The organism is Pseudalkalibacillus sp. Hm43, from assembly GCF_051842935.1.
Taxonomy (GTDB): domain Bacteria; phylum Bacillota; class Bacilli; order Bacillales; family Fictibacillaceae; genus Pseudalkalibacillus.
Window position 1 is genome coordinate 2,427,718 of the sequence record NZ_JBPXRR010000001.1, and the last position, 18,585, is coordinate 2,446,302.

The following is an 18,585-nucleotide window of genomic DNA, read 5'->3' on the forward strand; positions in this document are numbered from 1 at the left end:
GGTATCGTGATGCATCTATTCAAATTGCTTTCGATTGAGTTTTCGAAACTCGCAACGAATAAAGCGATTCTTTTTTCAGTCATAGCCGCTTTATTGGTGCCCGTCCTTTATGGCGGCATCTTACTTTCAGCAACCTGGGGACCTTACGACAACCTGTCGAATCTCCCAGTTGCAGTCGTCAATGAAGATGATGGCGCAATATCTGGAGAAGAAGCAATCAATGTCGGAGATCAACTCGTTTCGAATTTGAAAGAAGGGAACGATCTTGGCTGGAAATTCGTCAGTTCCACGGATGCCATGCGGGGGCTTGAACAAAATGATTACTATATGGCGATCATCATTCCAGAAGACTTTTCTCAGCGTGTCACAACCGTTATGGAGCCGAACCCGCAAAAGCTTGAATTGGAATACATACAGAATGAAGGGCTCAACTTTCTTGCCTCCTCTATTACCAAAACGGCAACAGAACGTATTCGTGAAAAACTCGCGAACACAATTACAGAAAACTATACATCCAAAGTCTTTACAAGTTTAGGAGATGTTTCAGAAGGATTCGAGAAGGCAGCAGATGGTTCGGCGCGTTTGTCAGATGGAACGAGTCAGCTGAATGACGGTACCGAGAAACTTTTGAACTCTGTGACATCCAAACAATCCGATATTACAAAACTAGCGAACGGATCACAACAATTGAAAGACGGTACCGCTCTTCTACTGGATAAATTAGAAGGCAAGTCTGGAGACATCTCGAAGCTTGCCAATGGTTCAGCAGAACTGCATGATGGAACGGTCCGGCTGAAAGACGGAACCTCTCAAATTTTAGCCGGATTGCAAAAAGCTGAGGCAGGTAGTGAAGAACTGAAAAACGGCGTTGCTTCGAACCTAGCACCAGGTGCACGAGCAGTAGCAGATGGAACGGTACGTTTAAAAAGCGGATCAGCAGAACTAGCTGCTGGTGCTGAAGCATTGGTAGCTGGATTAGAAGAATTCGGGGATGCAAATCCTTCCACACAGCTACCTCCATATGCGGAATCCTACCAAAAAATTATTAACGGAGCGAAGAAAATATCAAACGGTCTGAACAGTCTGTCCTCAAAATCTGTGAAACTAAGTGATGGAGCAGTTACGGTTGCTGACGGCATCGACAATAAGGTTGTACCAGGAACAGCCAAACTCCATGATGGACTCAATCAACTCGTAGCTGGTCAACAAAAAGTCGATACAGGTGCTGGAAAAGTTGAAGATGGTGCTCGACAAATTGAAGATGGAAATGCAAAAGTGGAAAAAGGCTGGAACGACTTGATCGCCGGTGTCTCGAAGCTTGATACAGGTGCAGGTAAAATTGCTGATGGGAATTCTGCCGTAGACGAGGGCTGGCAAAAGCTTGCCAACGGGGCAGAAAAACTCAACGATGGTGCTGGAAAAGTAGATGACGGAAGTGAGCAACTCGCTTCCGGGTTGAAAGAAGGTGCAGAGAAAACAAGTGGTATTGAAACAGGAGATGAAAATGTCGGGATGTTCTCCTCCCCTGTGAAATTGAAAGGGAAAGAACTGAATCAGTATGAACATTACCGGGATTCGACTGCTCCATATGTACTGACGCTCGGTTTGTTTGTCGGAATCCTGATCATGTCGATGTTCATCAATTTCAAACGCCCAGCCCATATTTCAAGCTTGAGCTGGTTCATCACGAAATTCTTGAAGCTCGCTTCTCTTGCAGTCGTTCAAGCGATTTTACTCATGATGGTCGTATTATTCATCTTGAAAGTGAATGTGACGAATCCATCCGGTCTCATTCTCTTTGCAATCGTCGTCAGTATCGTTTTCTCAGCGATTGTGTTGTTCCTTGCCTCGTTCGGAGGAAACATCGGTCGATTCATTGCAATCGGACTTGTCATCTTACAGCTTTCCATTACAGGTGCGAACTTGCCGATTGAAATGCTTCCGGATAACTTACGGGCCCTCAGTGAGTACCTTCCATTCACGTACTCGATTGCCGGTTTCAAATCCGTGATTACACTGGATTCAATCAGCGGTATGATGTGGAACATGTCGATCCTGTTAACTTATCTTCTCGTTTTTGCTGGATTGTCATATGCAGTGTTCCTATTCAAGAAACAAAAATCACAGAAACATCAACAAAATGAAGCTGCAGCAATGTAATAATATTTATAAGGACAGCCACCAATTGGATGGCTGTCTTTTCATGATTACAAAATTAATTATTAGGAGTAATGATCTTAAATCCCTCCGAAACAAATATGTTAATTTTTACTATTTTTTAATTTATTTTCCTGTATGATAGATCTAGAGTAAACCCTTCTGTTTCTATTACCTTTTCCCACTACCTCAGTACATTTATTCTCCCTTCTCCTCAACACTTGCTTTTCTATATTTTTATTAAAATCCAATTTGAAAAGGACGTGGTTACCATACCCACATTTGAAGAAACTTTTAACGAATGGCTTCAAAAAAATATTACAGATGAAAAAAATCATAGAAGACTAGAAATTTTAAACAAGGGATTGGGACATGGCACTATCGAATTTCTTAGAGTTATATGGTTTCCTACGATCGGCAATTTTGATCATTTATATCCAGAATGGGAGGTACGTGATTTCAACAATGGATATCGCTACTTGGATCTTGCATACATGCCAGGAGGCGTCAAAGGAGGAATAAAAATTCAAGGATACGGTCCTCATGCGAGAGACCTAGATGTCAGAAGATTTAAGGATTTATGTTGGAGGCATTCTTTGTTAGCTTTAGATGGTTGGACCTTTTTACCTATCGCCTATTTATCGATTAAGGATGAACCCAAAAAAGTGTCACAGCTTATTCTTGCTTTCATCGGCAAATTTATCTCGAGTGAAGCTCCTTCTAGCTTAACTTGGGTCGAAATAGAAATTCTGAGATTTGCACGTCGCTTACCACGATCGTTTACACCTCTGGAAGTAGCAAATCATCTCAATGTAAGTGATCGGCACGCTAGGCGCCTTTTACACAGTATGGTTAAGTCAAAAATTTTAATGGTAGAGAGCAGCAAAGAACGAGCGAGAAGGTATAAATTAAGATAAAGTTTATGGACATTTATTCCGTTATTTATAAAAATTTGATACATTTTAGTGATCTTTTGGACATTTATTCCGTTATTGAGCAAAAATATGATTGTATTAGCTGAATTCTATAAAAATAGCGGATTAGATGTCCGCTTACACTTTAAAATCTGACTATTCATCAAAAATAGCGGAACAGATGTCCACAGAAACAGTGACCTGTTCATAGGCCAATTATGTAGCAATGAAAACAAAATAAAAAAACCCTTGCTGTATGCAAGGGTTTCCCGATAAGTGGAGCATAGCGGGATCGAACCGCTGACCTCTTGGCTGCCAGCCAAGCGCTCTCCCAGCTGAGCTAATGCCCCGTGATTCAATTTTTGCGACAAGAAGAGTATAGCACAACCTTCTCGAAATGAGCAATATCTTCCATCAAAGCAACTGGAACTCCTGATCCAGTTTCGTGTTCATCAAGACATCCAGTTCTTTTGCCCTTTTTAAGTGATAGGAAGATCCTGATAATAATGCTTCATCAACGTATGCTGGATGGCACATCACTTCAACCGTTTGACCTTCTGTCATTTTCCTTTTCAATTGCTTAAAATAGTCGACACGTATTTCCTCTCCGAAAAAGTCATCGAAGAACACGTCCGTTAATAGCTTCACACCCACTGGTTTATTGCCGAACACATTCCGTACGGGTAAATCGTACTTCTCAGACAACCGCTGTACAACCGGAAGCAACCGTGGTTGAGCGTGAATGTGGTGATGGCTGTCAAAATGGCTGGGCTTCAATCCTCCTTGAATCATATACTCAATTTGAGCTTCCCACTCTTTATCAACTTCATCCAACTTGACTTGTTCAAAGTCCTCAAATCGTTTGGTCATACGAAATCGTCCGTCCTGATCAACAAGCGATGGTACACCTGAAGCCATCGCTCTTCCGCATGTCAACGTCAAATGAACCCCGACCTTCAGATCCGGATTTTCCTTTGCCAATTCAATTGCGTGCTCAGTGCCTGGCATGTTTACAAGCATCGTCGTCGAGTTGACGATACCGAAACGGTGCGCATCGATGATTCCGTGATTGACACCTCTTGAGTAGCCGAAGTCATCGGCATTCACGAGTAACTTGATCAAAGAAATCGCTCCATCCGTTCATTGTTGCTTTTATTATACGCATAGTCGATTCCTTCTCCAAAGCAATCTGTTTATCTCCTGCGATTGTCGCCGTCCCCCGAATTCAGCATTAAGATGAACTGAACAAGGAAGTAAGAAAGAATCGCATAGACAATCAAGGCGAAAATACTCGTCAGCTCCAATTCATATCTTCCCTGAATCATCGGAGACGGGAAGATATTCCGAAATGGGGAGAGTAATGGCATCGTCAAATTATAGATCCATTGGACAAAAGGGGTGTATGGATTTGCTCCAAACAGCTTTAAGATAATGCGCAATAAAATGAGTGCTTCAATGATTCCCATGAACAAATTGACTAGATAGATGAGAAAAGGTCTTTTCCGCATAGGTTCTTCCTCCTTTCATTCGCGTTTTCAACTACATACATATGGTTATACTGCTACTATTGACTTTATTAGATAAAGGTGACTTTGATGAAGACTCTTGCCAATCACTATCTCCGCCTACCAACCTTATTACGATTAATCATCATTGTCTTCACCGTGTTGTTCCTTTTCGGTACAATGATGCATGCGTTAGAGCCTGACAATTTCCAATCGATCTTCGACGGGATTTATTGGGCTGTGGTCACGGCTTCTACTGTCGGCTTCGGTGATCTCGTCCCGAAGACCGTTTTTGGAAAATGGATGACGATCCTGTTGGTTTTTACAGGAACAACGTTTATCACTTATTTTTTCTCGCAAATGGCAACTTATACAGTCAGACGACAGAATGCCCTTTTGAAAGGTGATATGGCTTACGGCAAGAGCGGTCATATTGTCGTCGTCGGCTGGAATGAACGCTCCAAAGCACTGATTGAACAAATATATCAAGAGACGCCTGACAAAGACATCGTGTTAATCGATCGGACAATCAATACGAATCCGTTTCATAACAGCAATGTCCACTTTATCCATGGAAAAGCGTACGAAGATGCAACACTTAATAAAGCGAATGTTCGGTTTGCTCAAATGGTCTTCATCACCGCAAACAATCAAGTGAGTGAAGAACAGTCCGATATGGATTCGGTCCTGACACTGCTGGCTGTCGTCGGGATGAGTCCCGTCGCTCGGACGATCGTTGAAATTCTCACTTCTGCTCAATATGAAAATGCGAAACGTGCTGGAGCCGAAGAAATCATCCACACCTCTACAATTGTGAGCAAAGCGCTTTTGAAAAAAATGGATTAATCGAGGAGTTGGTCCTCCAGGTCCTTGACCATTTTTTCTCCTATGCTGATCCACTTATCATCGATGGAACCATCCGGGTCTTGTGGTTCTGAGAATTGGTTGAATGATGCGGTCTTGTTCCAGACAGAAACGTTGTCATCCAAACCACGCTGGTATACGTGATGAAGCAAGTAAGGTGTTCCGAGTTCGACGACACAGTTGTCCTTATCCAATTGACCTTTGACTGCATTGAACGGTATGCGGAGGAACATATAGCCGTTTTCATCGTCCAATTTGTAGTCAAATGCGCCATGATCGTAATCCCAACCGCCACCGATATCATATCCGAGTGGCTTCAACGAATATTCCAACTCATTCAGTTCGTATTTCTCTCCTTCTAGTTTCGAGCGAATTTCAAGCATGCTTGTTTCTCCCTTCAGACAATCATTACCTTTAGCGTGTCCATTTAACGAAAAAAGATGACCTGAAGCATCGATTGAGAAATCGATGACAGGTCATCTTTTGGTTAATAGGATTATTACTTCAAACGGCCTTCCAATTCTTCTTTCAGATCTTCGAATCCTGGCTTACCGAGCAATGCGAACATGTTCTTTTTGTACGCTTCAACCCCAGGTTGGTTGAACGGATTCACACCGAGCAAATATCCGCTGATGGCACATGCTTTCTCGAAGAAATAGACGAGATAACCGAAGTGGTAGGCATTCAGCTCAGGAATGTTCAACACCAGGTTCGGCACGCCACCATCTGTGTGAGCAAGCAATGTACCTTCGTACGCCTTCTGGTTTACGAAGTCCATCGTTTTACCAGCTAAAAAGTTCAGATTATCAAGGTTGCCTTCGTCCTCTTTAATCTCCACTTCTTTACGTGGTTTCTCTACATTCAAGATCGTTTCAAACAAGTCCCGGCGACCTTCTTGGACGTATTGTCCAAGGGAGTGGAGGTCTGTAGAAAAGTCAGCTGCAGCTGGGAAAATACCTTTGTTGTCTTTCCCGTCACTTTCACCGTAAAGCTGCTTCCACCACTCTGCCACGTAATGAAGTGCTGGTTCGTAGTTGACCATCAACTCGATGGTTTTTCCCTTATTATAAAGTGCGTTACGAACAGTTGCGTATTGGTATGCCTCGTTTTCTGCCAGGTTCGGGTTCGCATACGCTTCACGCGCATCTTTCGCACCTTGCATCATCTCTTCAATATTGATGCCAGTCGCTGCGATCGGCAACAACCCTACAGCAGTGAGTACAGAGTAACGGCCTCCAACGTCATCTGGGATAACGAATGTTTCATAGCCCTCTTCATTTGCTAACGTTTTTAACGCTCCTTTTTCACGGTCTGTCGTAGCGTAGATCCGTTTACGCGCTTCATCTTTACCGTACTTCTCTTCCAAGAAGCTGCGGAACAATCGGAAAGCAATCGCAGGCTCCGTGGTCGTTCCGGATTTTGAAATGACGTTGATGGAAACATCTTTGTCCTTCAACACATCAAATAGGTCTTGAACGTACGTTGAGCTGATGTGGTGACCGACGAAAATGACTTGAGGTGTTTCACGGTCTTCTTTTCCGAGCATGTTGTAGAAAGAGTGGTTGAGCATTTCAATCGCTGCACGAGCACCAAGATAAGAACCACCGATTCCGATTACAAGCAAAACGTCTGAATCTGATTTGATTTTTTCTGCTGCTTTTTGGATACGAGCAAATTCTTCTCGATCATAATTCTCCGGCAGGTTGACCCAGCCGATGAAATCGTTACCGGCACCGGTTCCGTTATGTAGTGCATTATGGGCTGTTTTCACCTGGTCAGCGAACTGGTCGATTTCGTGCTGACCAATGAAAGACAATGCTTTTTTATAATCAAATTGGATTGTTGACATGTTAACCCTCCATCTTCTATTCACTATTCATAATCACTTTATCGGAATGAAAAATCAAACGCAAGTTCTTGTAAACATGTAACCGATTACACCGAAAAATTATTTCAGCTGCTTATAGATCGGGAGGAAAATCACTATCAATACGAGCAGCAAACTTGTGCTGAGAATCCCGATCCACTCGAACTGATCCCATAGCGTTCCGACCGCTGTACTCCCGATGGCCACCCCTAAGTAATAGTTGATCAGGTAAAAGCTCGACGCTCCGCTCTTATGATGCGACGCTGTCTTGTTGACGAGTGCCGCTGCCATCGAGTGGGAGACGAAAAAGCCGGTGCAGATCAAAGTTAAGCCGAGCACGATGAAAGTTCCGCTCGGAATAGCTGTCATCCATGTGCCGATACCGAGTAATAGAAGTCCCCCCATCATGACACGGGATAATCCGAGCCGGTTGGAAAATCGGCTTGCTAAAGGTGGCGCAAGTACTCCAAGCACATAAGCGAAATACGTAAGGGAAATCCACTTGAGCGACCAGTTGAACGGGTCTCCTTTTAAGTAAAAAGGTAAGTACGTCCATACTGCTGTGAACATGATCTGCAGGAGAAGTCCCATGGCGAAAAGCGGAATGAGCCTTCTGTCAGTCAAATGGACGAGCATGCCTTTCAAGTCATCCTGTAAGTAGGCTGTTTCATCAGTAGCATAGCGTTCGGTCGGAAGCAGGACGATGAATGATACGAGCGCTACCACACCAACTCCGGCCAGACTCATGACTGCTGATTCCCATCCCCATTGATCTGTGCTGTAGCCTCCCCACACGCGTCCAGCCATCCCTCCTAATGCATTGCTCGCAATGTAAAAGGTCATCGCCACACCGATATGCCTTCGGTCAATCGCATTGCCGAGGTATCCCATTGCGGAAGCCGGTACACCAGCTAAGAAAAATCCTTGAACAAGGCGTAAAATGACAATTAACGTGAAATTCGTTGAAAAGGCCATGGTTGCTAAAGTCACGATCGTAACCATCAGTGAGACGATCATAATCACTTTGCTGCCATATCGATCTGAGAGGAATCCGAGAATGAACAGACCAATCATCATTGTTACGACCGATGCAGACATCAAGAAACTGGACGCAGTCGCCGTCAAATTGAATTCATCCACAAATACGGGCAGCAGTGGTTGGAACACATAAAGGGTCGAAAAATTCAATAACGAAGAGATCGTCAGTGCCAGAATGACCTGCCAGAATTGGCGATCCTCTTTTGTATAAGGTGTATGTACATCCATAGACGGTCATCCTTTTCCAGGATAGAAGAAAGCGGAGCGTGTGAACGCCCCACTTTTCCATCGGATTGATTAGTTGAATGAATCTGGGAAGCTTGTGATGTCGATTCCCCAGATAATTGGCATGTAAAAATAGATCGCTAATGTCACGATGATGACCGAAACGACATTCAGCCAAAATCCTGCACGTGCCATGTCAGGTATACGGAGATAGCCTGAACCGAAAACGACGGCGTTCGGTGGTGTAGCAACAGGTAGCATGAACGCACAGCTAGCTGCAATTCCTGCACCGATCATCAGCGTATACGGGTGGACAGATATTGCGGATGCAAGAGATGCCATGATTGGGAACATCATCGTTGCGGTTGCTGTGTTCGATGTGATCTCCGTCAAGAAGATGACGAGTGCAACGACGATGGCAAGGATCAAGAATAGATTGATGCCTTCTAAGACTGTCAGGCGATTACCGATCCATTTCGCAAGACCGGATTCCTGGAAGCCTGAAGCGATCGCTAGTCCTGCACCGAACAGGAGTAGTATACCCCATGGAAGACCTTTCGCCGTATTCCAATCAAGCAAGAAGTCTCCTTTTTTAGTAGCAGACGGGATCAAGAACAATAAGATGGCCGCTGACATCGCAATGATCGTGTCATTGATATTCGGATTCAGCTCCGCAAGGATGAATGAACGTGAAATCCAGGCTAATGCTGTTAATGTAAAAATGGTCAGTACGACTTTTTCTTCAGGACCGATTTTGCCAAGTGACTTCTTCTCTTTCTGGATGACTTCCCGACCACCTGGAAGCTCTCGAATTTTCATCGGAAACGCTACTTTTATCAAGTAGTACCAGGTACCGAAGAGCATGACGATTACGATTGGTACACCGAAAAGCATCCAACGGGCAAACGATATTTCGATCCCATAGGTTTCCTGAACGACGGCTGCAAAAATCGTGTTCGGTGGAGTTCCAATCAAGGTAGCGAGACCACCGATGGACGCACTGTAGGCAATCCCAAGCATGATTGCTTTACCGAAGTTGAACTTGTGGACGGCTGTGTCTTCTTTCCCTTCTTTCTTCAGCTGTTCTGAAACCTGGAAAATGACCGCCATCCCGATCGGTACCATCATCATGGAAGTGGCTGTGTTGGAAATCCACATGGATAGAAAGCCGGTTGCGACCATAAATCCGAGGATGATCCGCTCCGTGCTTGTTCCGATTGCTGAAATGATGAAGAGAGCGATCCGCTTGTGCAAGTTCCACTTTTGCATGGATAACGCAATCAGGAACCCTCCCATGAATAAGAAAATCGTATTATCTCCATAAGAAGAGGCGGTCAGATCACCGCTCAAACCACCGGTCAGCGGGAACAAGATCAGTGGCAATAATGACGTTGCCGGTATCGGAATCGCTTCCGTAATCCACCAAGTCGCAATCCAGATTGTACTTGCAAGAATCGCTAATCCTTCCTGCGGAAGACCTTCAGGTCGGAAGAAAAGAAGTGTTGCTACGAATAGCAATGGTCCTAGAATCAGACCGACACCTTTTCGTTTATCGTATGACGGACCAGGGTCTGTCTGTTGGGACGCTTCCTTCTCAGAATTAGAATGAGCGGAAGACCCTGATTGAGATGATGAAAACGTTAATAAGTCCTTTGCCTGGTGGTGCCATCTCCATAGATTTTCCCACACTGAGCGTAACAAAGAATGTTCCAAATCCAATCCCTCCTATTCAATGAAATTTACATATTGGAAATTCCCGTCCTGATACCTTGTAAAACGCTTTCGTAAGACGTTTGTAATAATTGGGAGTACATGCGGATAAAAAAATACTGCACACCGCCTGATCAGCAGTGTGCAGTATTCTTTTTACAAGGACATTTGGAGTACGTTCATGACGTCTTCTTTTTCTTGTGTGCGGAAGTTTCCGAATGATCCACGTTTCATCGCACGATCAGCCATCAGATCCAATTGAGAATCGTCGATGTCATAATCGGCTAGACGGGTTGGAGCACCTAATGAAGTCCAGAATTCAGAGATTTTGTCTACTGCCGTTAAGGCGAGTTCCCGATCGGATTGACCTTCTGGATCGATGCCGAACACTCGAATCGCAAGCTGTTTCAGCTTCGGCTCTGTCGCTTCGATATTGTGACGCATCCAGTTCGGGAACAGAATGGCGAGTCCACCGGCGTGCGGAATATCATACACCGCAGAAACAGCGTGCTCGATATTGTGTGTTGCCCAGTCACCGCGTGCACCCATCTGTAAGATGCCGTTCAATGCCATCGTTCCACTATAAAGAATCGTTTCACGATGTTCATAGCTCTCCAGATTTTCAAGCAATTGAGGGGCTGTTTCCATAACGGTGAGTAGGATCGCTTCTGCCATACGCTCCTGCAATTTCGTGTTTGTCGCTGGATGGAAGTAGGACTCCAGCACATGAGACATCATGTCGACGATTCCGTAAACCGTTTGATTCTCAGGCACGGTGAATGTATTTTCAGGATCAAGAATGGAGAACTTCGGGAAGTTCAACGGGCTTCCCCAACCATACTTCTCGTTCGTTTCCCAGTTTGTGATAACGGAACCTGAGTTCATCTCAGAACCCGTTGCCGCAAGAGTAAGCACTGTTCCGAATGGGAGCGTCGCTTTCACTTCCTCTTTTTTCGTAATAAGATCCCAAACGTCACCGTCATACTTCGCACCTGCTGCGATGGCTTTCGTGCAGTCGATGACACTTCCTCCCCCTACTGCAAGAAGGAAATCTACATCGTTTTCACGTACGAGCTCGACACCTTTTCGTACGGTCGTCAATCGTGGATTCGGTTCAACACCAGCTAGCTCCGCCACATTTGCACCGATTGCGGACAGCCGCTCCATCACCTGGTCATACAGACCATTCCTCTTAATGCTTCCACCACCATATACGACTAGCACGTTTTTACCGTATTGAGGGATTTCTGTATCTAATGTTTGTAATTGTCCTTTACCAAATATCAGTTTTGTAGGATTTCGAAATTGAAAAGCATCCATGCTTATCCTCCTCTATGAATCAGATAGTGTTATTATCTCGAATAGCAGGGATTTGAGTAAAGTAATTTGATTTGGCCATTCATGCATAAAAAGGACCGTCCTATTCCAAAATAAAGAAGAAGTAAAATCTTCCACTTCAATAAAGGAGGAAACAACATGAGTGCTATTCAACGTACAGCTTTAGTGTTAGTCATTATCGGTGCAATCAACTGGGGACTTATCGGCTTTTTCCAATTCGATCTAGTTGCAGCGATCTTCGGTGGACAAGATGCTGCTTTGGCAAGAATCGTGTACGGATTGGTTGGACTTAGTGGATTGTACTGTCTGACACTGTTGTTCAAACCGTCTGAAGAATTCAGTACGGAAGACCGCAGCGAATTGACATAACTTGATTTAATGGAAAAGAACCTGAGCCGGAACATGGCTCAGGTTCTTTTTCGTTACTGAGAATGGAATTTCCGATCATTTTGGGGTAAGGTAGAGCCCTCCAAATAGAAAAAAGCAGCCCCTATGGCTGCTTTTGCACTGTACTCTATTTATTTCTTAAGACGCTTGTTCAATTGAGCTTGGCGGTCGTTAGACTCTTTCAACCAGCTCTTCAACTTGTCTTCAAGCGTGTTGAATCCTTGAGTATTGTTGTCGTTTTGAGCTGGGCGCTTACGACGAGGGCGCTGCTGTTTCGGTTCTGGAGCAGCTTGTGTCTTACGGATAGAGAGGGAGATCTTTCCGCTGTCCTCTTCAACGTTCATAACTTTAACCTCTACTGTATCCCCTACAGAAAGGTGATCATTTATATCTTTCACGTAATCGTGAGAAACCTCGGAAATGTGTACTAATCCTTGGTGTTGATCATCTAGGGCAACAAACGCACCGAACGGTTTGATCCCAGTGACTTTCCCCTCTACAGTGCTTCCAACTTCGTATTTCATAAAAGTAACAACTCCTACATATTTTTTAACTTTAACAGTATAACACAGAAAGCTTAATTGTACAAAAAGGCGATAAGACTTGCAAAAAGAAAAAACCACCGTGGTGACGGCGGTTTTCAATCATCCGGATTCTCTCAGCTCGTCGCGATATTGAATTCTTCAATCACTTCTTCGTAGTCGCTTAAACTGCGGAAGTTCGAAAAATCATAGAGCTTTTCCACATAAATCTGATGCCAGATCATGAAGATGAGCACCGTCCAAATCTTTCGGCTGTAATCCAGTTTCCCTGAACGATGTGATTCGAGCATCTCAAGTACGATCTTCTTATCGATGTATTGGTCTGTCGGACTCTTTTGGATGAGGTTTTTCGCCCATTCATACATCTCGTTTTTCAACCAGTGACGGATCGGAACTGGGAACCCGAGCTTCCTTCTGTACAGGACTGAATCTGGAACAATTCCTTTCATCGCTTCACGGAGAGCATACTTGGTCGTTCCATTTGTAACCGAGTCGGATGGGGCGATTTGAGATGCCACTCGGAAGACTTCCTTATCAAGGAATGGAACACGTAATTCAAGTGAATTCGCCATCGTCATACGGTCGGCTTTTACAAGAATATCTCCACGTAACCACGTATGCATATCGACATACTGCATCTTATGGATGTCTTGATAGGTCCGAGCATTGTCATAAATCGGCTGTGTGACTTTGCGATAATGCCAATCCTCGTTATATTTGTTGAGAAGCTGCTTTTTCTCATGTTCAGTGAACATTTTCGCGTTACCAATATAGCGTTCTTCCATCGTCATGCTGCCTCGTTCAATAAAGCTTTTGCCTTTCGTACCCTCTGGCAGGACATCCGTAAGCTTTTTCAGCCATTTTCGAAGTCCTAGTGGCAATGATTGATAGCTTCTTAATGAATTCGGTTCGTTGTAGATGGTATACCCACCGAACAATTCATCCGCTCCCTCGCCAGAGAGGACAACTTTTACATGTTTCCTTGCCTCACGAGCGACGAAGTATAACGGGATTGCGGCTGGATCTGCTACTGGGTCGTCCATGTACCAGATAATTTTCGGTAATTCGCTAATAAATTCCTCTGGTTTGACGATATAATGGATGTTCTCGACATTCAATTCGGCTGCTGTCGAAATGGCGACATCAATTTCACTATACCCTTCGCGCTCAAAGCCGACGGTGAATGTTTTGATATCCGGATTGATTTCTCGGGCGAGAGCAACGATCGCACTTGAGTCGATTCCGCCTGACAGGAAACTTCCGACAGGTACATCACTTCGCATGTGTACTTTGACGGAGTCTCTCATCACATTTCGAATCTCTTCAATTGTTCGAACCATCGGTGCAGCTTTCGGATGGAACGTCGGTAGCCAATAGGCGTGAATCGACATCTTTCCACCTGGTTCTTTTGTAAAATAGTGTCCAGGCGACAATTTTTGCACTCCGACGGACATGGTCGCAGGTTCCGGAACGAATTGATATGTCAGGTAATGATGAAGTGATTCAGGATCAACTTCATTTTCGTCCCGAAGTGCCAGGATTGATTTTTTTTCAGATGCACAATAAAGATGACCATTTTCTTCTAAATAGAAAAATGGTTTGATACCAAACGGATCCCGACCTCCAAAGAGTTTCTTCGTTTCCTTATCCCAAATGAGGAAACTGAACATGCCTCGGAGATCTTTAATGGACTCGACACCTTTTCGGGCATAATTCGCTAAAATAACCTCTGTGTCGGAAGTTGTATTGAATTCATATCCTTCTTCAATCAACTCATTACGCAATTCGACATAATTGTAAATTTCGCCGTTAAAGATGATCCAGTAACGGTCATCTTCATAAGATAACGGCTGGTGTCCGCTTTCAAGGTCAATGATACTTAGACGACGGAAACCAAAACGTATATGTTCATCATAGAAGAACCCCTCATCATCGGGTCCTCTATGTGTGATTAAACCAGTCATATTCTTCAATTGATTCTGTTCTGTAACTTCTGGCTCGATGTTCTCATCTGAGACGTAGCCGACAAATCCGCACATGTGACTGCCTCCTTTTTCGAAGTTATTCATATCTCCAGGTGAAATTTGGAATAACCTCTATTACCTCATTATATATGCTTGCAATAGTATTAGACGAGTGACTTTAGACATTGTTTCAAAAAATCTCTTCTTTTTTTAGTATTCCATAAATTCCCTTTGGTTATTTCTTACTATGCGCTTTTTCAACTCAAAAAACTCACTATATGTATTACCTTTCAAAATCTCAAAAAGTTTTAAAATGTTTAAAAAAAGTACCAGGTACTGATTGAGAACCTTTATGGATCAATGGGTTGAATATGGTACCTGGCACCAAAAGAAGGACAGACGCTTTGTTCTGCCCTTTCGTGTAGTCGTTTTCTTACACTAGATTTTCTGGGTCCAACAAGTCCTCTGCTTCTTCTTCCGTCAAAATCCCTTGTTCGAGGATCACTTCACGAACGGTTTTGCCTGATCGAAAGCTTTCTTTTGCAACTTCAGCTGCTTTTTCATATCCGATTTTCGGATTCAGTGCTGTCGCGAGGGCAAGACTCTTTTCCATCAATTCGCTCATGCGCTCTTCATTCGGTTCAATTCCGTTGATGCATCGTTCAGTGAACGTGTCCATCCCGTTTGAGAGAATGGTAATGGACTGTAGTACGTTGTACCCTATGATTGGCATCATCGGGTTGATCTCCAATTGACTACCGACTCCTGCCGTTGAAACACAGGTATCATTACCGATGACTTGTGAGCAAATCATATACAGGTTTTCCGGTATGACTGGGTTCACTTTCCCTGGCATGATAGAGGAGCCTGGTTGAACTGCTGGTAACGTCAGCTCTGCGATGCCGGTTCGTGGCCCTGAGCTGAGCAGTCTGAAATCACTTGAAATCTTGATTAAATGGATGGCTACCTCTTTTAACGCATGACTGACACGAATCGCCGCTCCTGTATTTTGCATGAAGCTGAACCGGTTTTTCGGCTGTTTGAAATCCAAGCCCGTCGTGTCTGCAATCGCTTGAATTGCCCGGTCACTATATTCAGGGTGTGAGTTGATGCCTGTTCCGACGGCGTTTCCACCTAAACCGATCTCATAAAGAAACGGCTCTGCCATCTTTACAGCGTCATACGCATTCCTGAGACTCTGAGCATATCCTTCAAACGATTGTCCCAATCGCATCGGAACTGCGTCCTGCATATGGGTTCGCCCCGATTTGATGTAGGGCTGAAATTCCTGTGCTTTCTTTTCGAGCGCTTCAATCGTTTTTTCGAGCGCTGGATAGAGGTGTCGGTTCAACTCTTCAGCAACCGAGATGTTGATGGCGACATGAATCGTATCGTTCGTAGATTGTGCCATATTCACATCATCATTCGGATGGACTTTCGTCCAATCCCCTCTTTCGCCACCTAGAAGTTCGCTCGCACGAGATGCGATGACCTCATTGGCATTCATGTTTTGTGACGTTCCAGCACCGGCCTGATAAGCATCTACGACAAACTCTTCATCCAAGTTCCCTTCCATCACTTCTTCAGCAGCTTGAATGATGGCATTCGCTTTCTTTTCTTCAAGTTGGCCCGTATCACGATTCGCAACGGCTGCACAACGCTTGATGATCGCTTGGGCACGTATGAAAGCCCGCGGCAATCGTTGACCGCTGATCGGGAAGTTTTCGACCGCTCGTTGGGTTTGGGCTCCGTAATAAGCATTTGCGGGTACTTTTATTTCTCCTAGTGTATCTTTTGCAATTCGATAATTTTCCACGTCTGATATTCCTCCCATCCCTGTTAGTATCGCTACAATCTTATGTTCCACAAATACGCAAATTAAAACCCATTTTTCTTCCAGTACCAGGTACCGTTTTTCATCCCTTGATACATCTGCATTTTCAGAAAGTGCCTGGTACCGAGCAAGAAACCTGGTGGGACAGGGCTTCTTAATCGGTGCCAGGCACCTTTGTGCATGCTATACATCTTATCGCCATCGCATGTTCGGATAGTATGGATAACAACGATGTTCTGGTGGTGGGAATGGATAGACTTTCGCCTTCGGTTTGTTGATCTTTCTGTATTCGGTACGATATCCTGCACGAGCCCTTTCGATGAACGTCTTCTCAGAAATGGGTCTCGGAGCAGACCACTCGAGGGATTTCGGATTCATCCACGAGTCATGGGTAATCAGTTCCTTCTTATAGTAATACCTGTTGCCGCTTGGATATTCTTCACAAATGTATATGACAGTTTGACGAGAATGCATAGTCTACCTCCAATAGTATTCGGAATATGTAACAGTTTACCCAAATTTTATGAAAAACAGTATTCAGGCTCACTTTTCTTCAGACTTATCCTTCAGGCGAACGCCCGCTTGTACGATTTTCATATGACCTAAAGAAAAGAGCTTGAATGTAAGCCAAGCCCTTTCTTTAAAGTCAAATCGACTAACGCCAGTAACAGGACCACCACCAGAATCCTCCAATGATCAACAGGATAAAGATGATAATCACGACAGCCCAAATCCAACCATATCCAAATCCTCCATAGAAAGGATATGGATATCCTCCGAACCCACCATAAGGTGATGCATTATATGGACTTTGTGCACCCGCGACCAAAGATGGCGCTTGTGCTCCAGCTACTTGACCCACAGGCATGCAATAAAGCAAATTCGCTTGTGGTTGCTGCTGGGTTTGGGCACCTGCCACTTGTGAAGGTGCTTGAGCAGGTGGACAAGGCGGGTATGGTTTTGGATAGCAGCCAGGTCTGTCGGCATCAGAAAAATCGGCATTCGCTTCAAAATCGAACTCTTCGTTATCGTAGTACTGAGGCATTCCCCTAAACCTCCTTATCATTCTTCATAATAAAATATGTACCAACATCCAAAAACGGAAGAGGGGTATTAGCGGAAATGCGCCCTTTTTTGTCAGGAATTTACTACATGCCATAAATCACAGTGGGAAATCCTAATAACGAAGACCATGGACAAGCAAGCGTAGATATAGTCCGTTCAAATTCAGACAAAAGGGGAGTGATGGGTCGATGGCGATGACAACCACCATGATTCAAGAAATGAATCCTGCAAAAGAATTGATACTGCAGAATACGAAACTTTACTACGAACATTACCCACATCCTAATCCTAACGCGCCTGTCATGATTATGATTCATGGGTTCTTGAGTTCATGTTTCAGCTTCAGAAAGCTCATCCCTGAGCTGAAAAATCGTTTCCATATTTACGCTGTAGACTTACCTGGCTTCGGAAAAAGTGAAAAGTCGAGAACATTCCATTATTCGCTTAAAAATTACGGTCAACTCATCGTCGATTTCATTCAGCATTTACAACTGTTCAACACATATGTAATCGGACATTCCATGGGCGGGCAAGTGGCGATGCATGCAGCACGAATCGCACCTGATAAGATTGCAAAACTGATCCTCCTCGGTAGTTCCGGTTACTTGAAAAGACCTAGTTCTTTCATTGTTCGCTGTTCTTATTTACCCTTCTTCGTACATGTCATACGGCGATGGGTCGGAAAAAAGGGCGTGCGGGATAATCTTCTCACAGTCGTTCATAATCCAAAATTGATTGATGACGAACTGATCCAAGGTTATGCCCAGCCATTTACGGACCACAACATCTTCCACTCACTCATTCGCGTATTAAGACATCGAGAAGGAGATATGTTGCCGGACGAATTGAAGGAAGTTCAGTCTCCCGTTCTGCTCCTTTGGGGCAAACATGATCGAGTCATCCCTCCTTCAGTAGGAGAACGCATGGTCAAGGACTTGCCTAATGCAAAATTGAAAGTACACGATGATGCTGGTCATCTTCTTCCAGAAGAAATCCCGATGGAAGTCAGCGAAGAAATCTGTTCCTTTCTCGATATGAATTAGAAAGTGTTTGTCCGCCTTTTGAAACAGGTGACAAACACTTTTTTTAATGCGTTTTACTTAAGAATTGTTGCTATTGATCCAGTGTGAATATTCTCCTAATCCATATTGAATCATTTCAGATACTCCATTTGA

17 protein-coding genes and 1 tRNA gene are annotated in these 18,585 nt (G+C 44.1%); 5 read left to right on the plus strand and 13 right to left on the minus strand.

Features of this window, described 5'->3' with window-relative positions:
* The first annotated feature begins 9 nt into the window (after positions 1 to 9).
* The gene (locus ACSVDE_RS12800) at positions 10 to 2,160 is read left to right on the plus strand and encodes a YhgE/Pip family protein (RefSeq protein WP_439301271.1); all 2,151 of its coding nucleotides are present in this window, start codon (positions 10 to 12) and stop codon (positions 2,158 to 2,160) included.
* Positions 2,161 to 2,429: 269 nt separating this feature from the next.
* Complete coding sequence (locus ACSVDE_RS12805; protein ID WP_439301997.1) at positions 2,430 to 3,074, plus strand: transcriptional regulator; 645 nt, start codon at positions 2,430 to 2,432, stop codon at positions 3,072 to 3,074.
* 274 nt (positions 3,075 to 3,348) lie between these two features.
* Here ACSVDE_RS12805 and ACSVDE_RS12810 read toward each other — a convergent pair.
* The 3 genes from ACSVDE_RS12810 to ACSVDE_RS12820 form a co-directional block, all read right to left on the minus strand.
* Positions 3,349 to 3,421, minus strand: a tRNA-Ala gene (locus ACSVDE_RS12810).
* A 64-nt stretch (positions 3,422 to 3,485) separates the two neighbouring features.
* The gene (gene chbG, locus ACSVDE_RS12815) at positions 3,486 to 4,193 is read right to left on the minus strand and encodes a chitin disaccharide deacetylase (protein WP_439301272.1); all 708 of its coding nucleotides are present in this window, start codon (positions 4,191 to 4,193) and stop codon (positions 3,486 to 3,488) included.
* A gap of 71 nt (positions 4,194 to 4,264) precedes the next feature.
* Positions 4,265 to 4,579, minus strand: coding sequence for a YggT family protein (locus ACSVDE_RS12820; RefSeq protein ID WP_226547027.1), 315 nt, complete (start codon positions 4,577 to 4,579; stop codon positions 4,265 to 4,267).
* Between the two features lie 87 nt (positions 4,580 to 4,666).
* Here ACSVDE_RS12820 and ACSVDE_RS12825 point away from each other — a divergent pair, with 87 nt between their 5' ends.
* Positions 4,667 to 5,422: an ion channel gene (locus ACSVDE_RS12825; protein ID WP_439301273.1), complete on the plus strand. Its 756-nt coding sequence runs from the start codon at positions 4,667 to 4,669 to the stop codon at positions 5,420 to 5,422.
* Here the strand turns inward: ACSVDE_RS12825 and ACSVDE_RS12830 are convergent.
* From ACSVDE_RS12830 to ACSVDE_RS12850, 5 genes are all read right to left on the minus strand, one after another.
* On the minus strand, positions 5,419 to 5,823 hold the full coding sequence (locus ACSVDE_RS12830; RefSeq protein ID WP_439301274.1) for a YugN-like family protein: 405 nt from the start codon (positions 5,821 to 5,823) through the stop codon (positions 5,419 to 5,421). The two genes, ACSVDE_RS12825 and ACSVDE_RS12830, sit on opposite strands and share 4 nt — an antisense overlap.
* A 116-nt stretch (positions 5,824 to 5,939) precedes the next feature.
* A complete protein-coding gene (locus tag ACSVDE_RS12835; RefSeq protein WP_439301275.1) occupies positions 5,940 to 7,289 on the minus strand; it encodes a glucose-6-phosphate isomerase in 1,350 nt (449 codons plus the stop codon).
* A 99-nt stretch (positions 7,290 to 7,388) separates the two neighbouring features.
* Positions 7,389 to 8,573, minus strand: a complete 1,185-nt coding sequence (locus ACSVDE_RS12840; protein ID WP_439301276.1) for an MFS transporter — start codon at positions 8,571 to 8,573, stop codon at positions 7,389 to 7,391.
* A gap of 69 nt (positions 8,574 to 8,642) precedes the next feature.
* Complete coding sequence (locus ACSVDE_RS12845; RefSeq protein WP_439301998.1) at positions 8,643 to 10,271, minus strand: SLC13 family permease; 1,629 nt, start codon at positions 10,269 to 10,271, stop codon at positions 8,643 to 8,645.
* Between the two features lie 165 nt (positions 10,272 to 10,436).
* Positions 10,437 to 11,600, minus strand: coding sequence for an iron-containing alcohol dehydrogenase (locus ACSVDE_RS12850; protein ID WP_439301277.1), 1,164 nt, complete (start codon positions 11,598 to 11,600; stop codon positions 10,437 to 10,439).
* 156 nt (positions 11,601 to 11,756) lie between these two features.
* On the opposite strand from ACSVDE_RS12850, the gene ACSVDE_RS12855 reads away from it, so the two are divergent.
* Complete coding sequence (locus tag ACSVDE_RS12855) at positions 11,757 to 11,987, plus strand: DUF378 domain-containing protein (RefSeq protein ID WP_226547032.1); 231 nt, start codon at positions 11,757 to 11,759, stop codon at positions 11,985 to 11,987.
* A gap of 149 nt (positions 11,988 to 12,136) precedes the next feature.
* Here ACSVDE_RS12855 and yugI read toward each other — a convergent pair whose 3' ends face one another.
* From yugI to ACSVDE_RS12880, 5 genes are all read right to left on the minus strand, one after another.
* Positions 12,137 to 12,529, minus strand: coding sequence for a S1 domain-containing post-transcriptional regulator GSP13 (yugI, locus tag ACSVDE_RS12860; protein WP_439301278.1), 393 nt, complete (start codon positions 12,527 to 12,529; stop codon positions 12,137 to 12,139).
* Positions 12,530 to 12,663: 134 nt separating this feature from the next.
* A complete protein-coding gene (asnB, locus tag ACSVDE_RS12865; protein WP_439301279.1) occupies positions 12,664 to 14,586 on the minus strand; it encodes an asparagine synthase (glutamine-hydrolyzing) in 1,923 nt (640 codons plus the stop codon).
* A gap of 358 nt (positions 14,587 to 14,944) precedes the next feature.
* A complete protein-coding gene (locus ACSVDE_RS12870) occupies positions 14,945 to 16,345 on the minus strand; it encodes a class II fumarate hydratase (RefSeq protein WP_439301999.1) in 1,401 nt (466 codons plus the stop codon).
* 192 nt (positions 16,346 to 16,537) lie between these two features.
* Positions 16,538 to 16,819: a hypothetical protein gene (locus tag ACSVDE_RS12875; protein WP_226547035.1), complete on the minus strand. Its 282-nt coding sequence runs from the start codon at positions 16,817 to 16,819 to the stop codon at positions 16,538 to 16,540.
* A 181-nt stretch (positions 16,820 to 17,000) separates the two neighbouring features.
* Positions 17,001 to 17,390, minus strand: coding sequence for a hypothetical protein (locus ACSVDE_RS12880; RefSeq protein ID WP_439301280.1), 390 nt, complete (start codon positions 17,388 to 17,390; stop codon positions 17,001 to 17,003).
* A gap of 208 nt (positions 17,391 to 17,598) precedes the next feature.
* Here ACSVDE_RS12880 and ACSVDE_RS12885 point away from each other — a divergent pair, with 208 nt between their 5' ends.
* Entirely contained in the window at positions 17,599 to 18,453 is an 855-nt protein-coding gene (locus ACSVDE_RS12885) for an alpha/beta fold hydrolase (RefSeq protein WP_439301281.1), read from the plus strand.
* Positions 18,454 to 18,585: the final 132 nt, after the last annotated feature.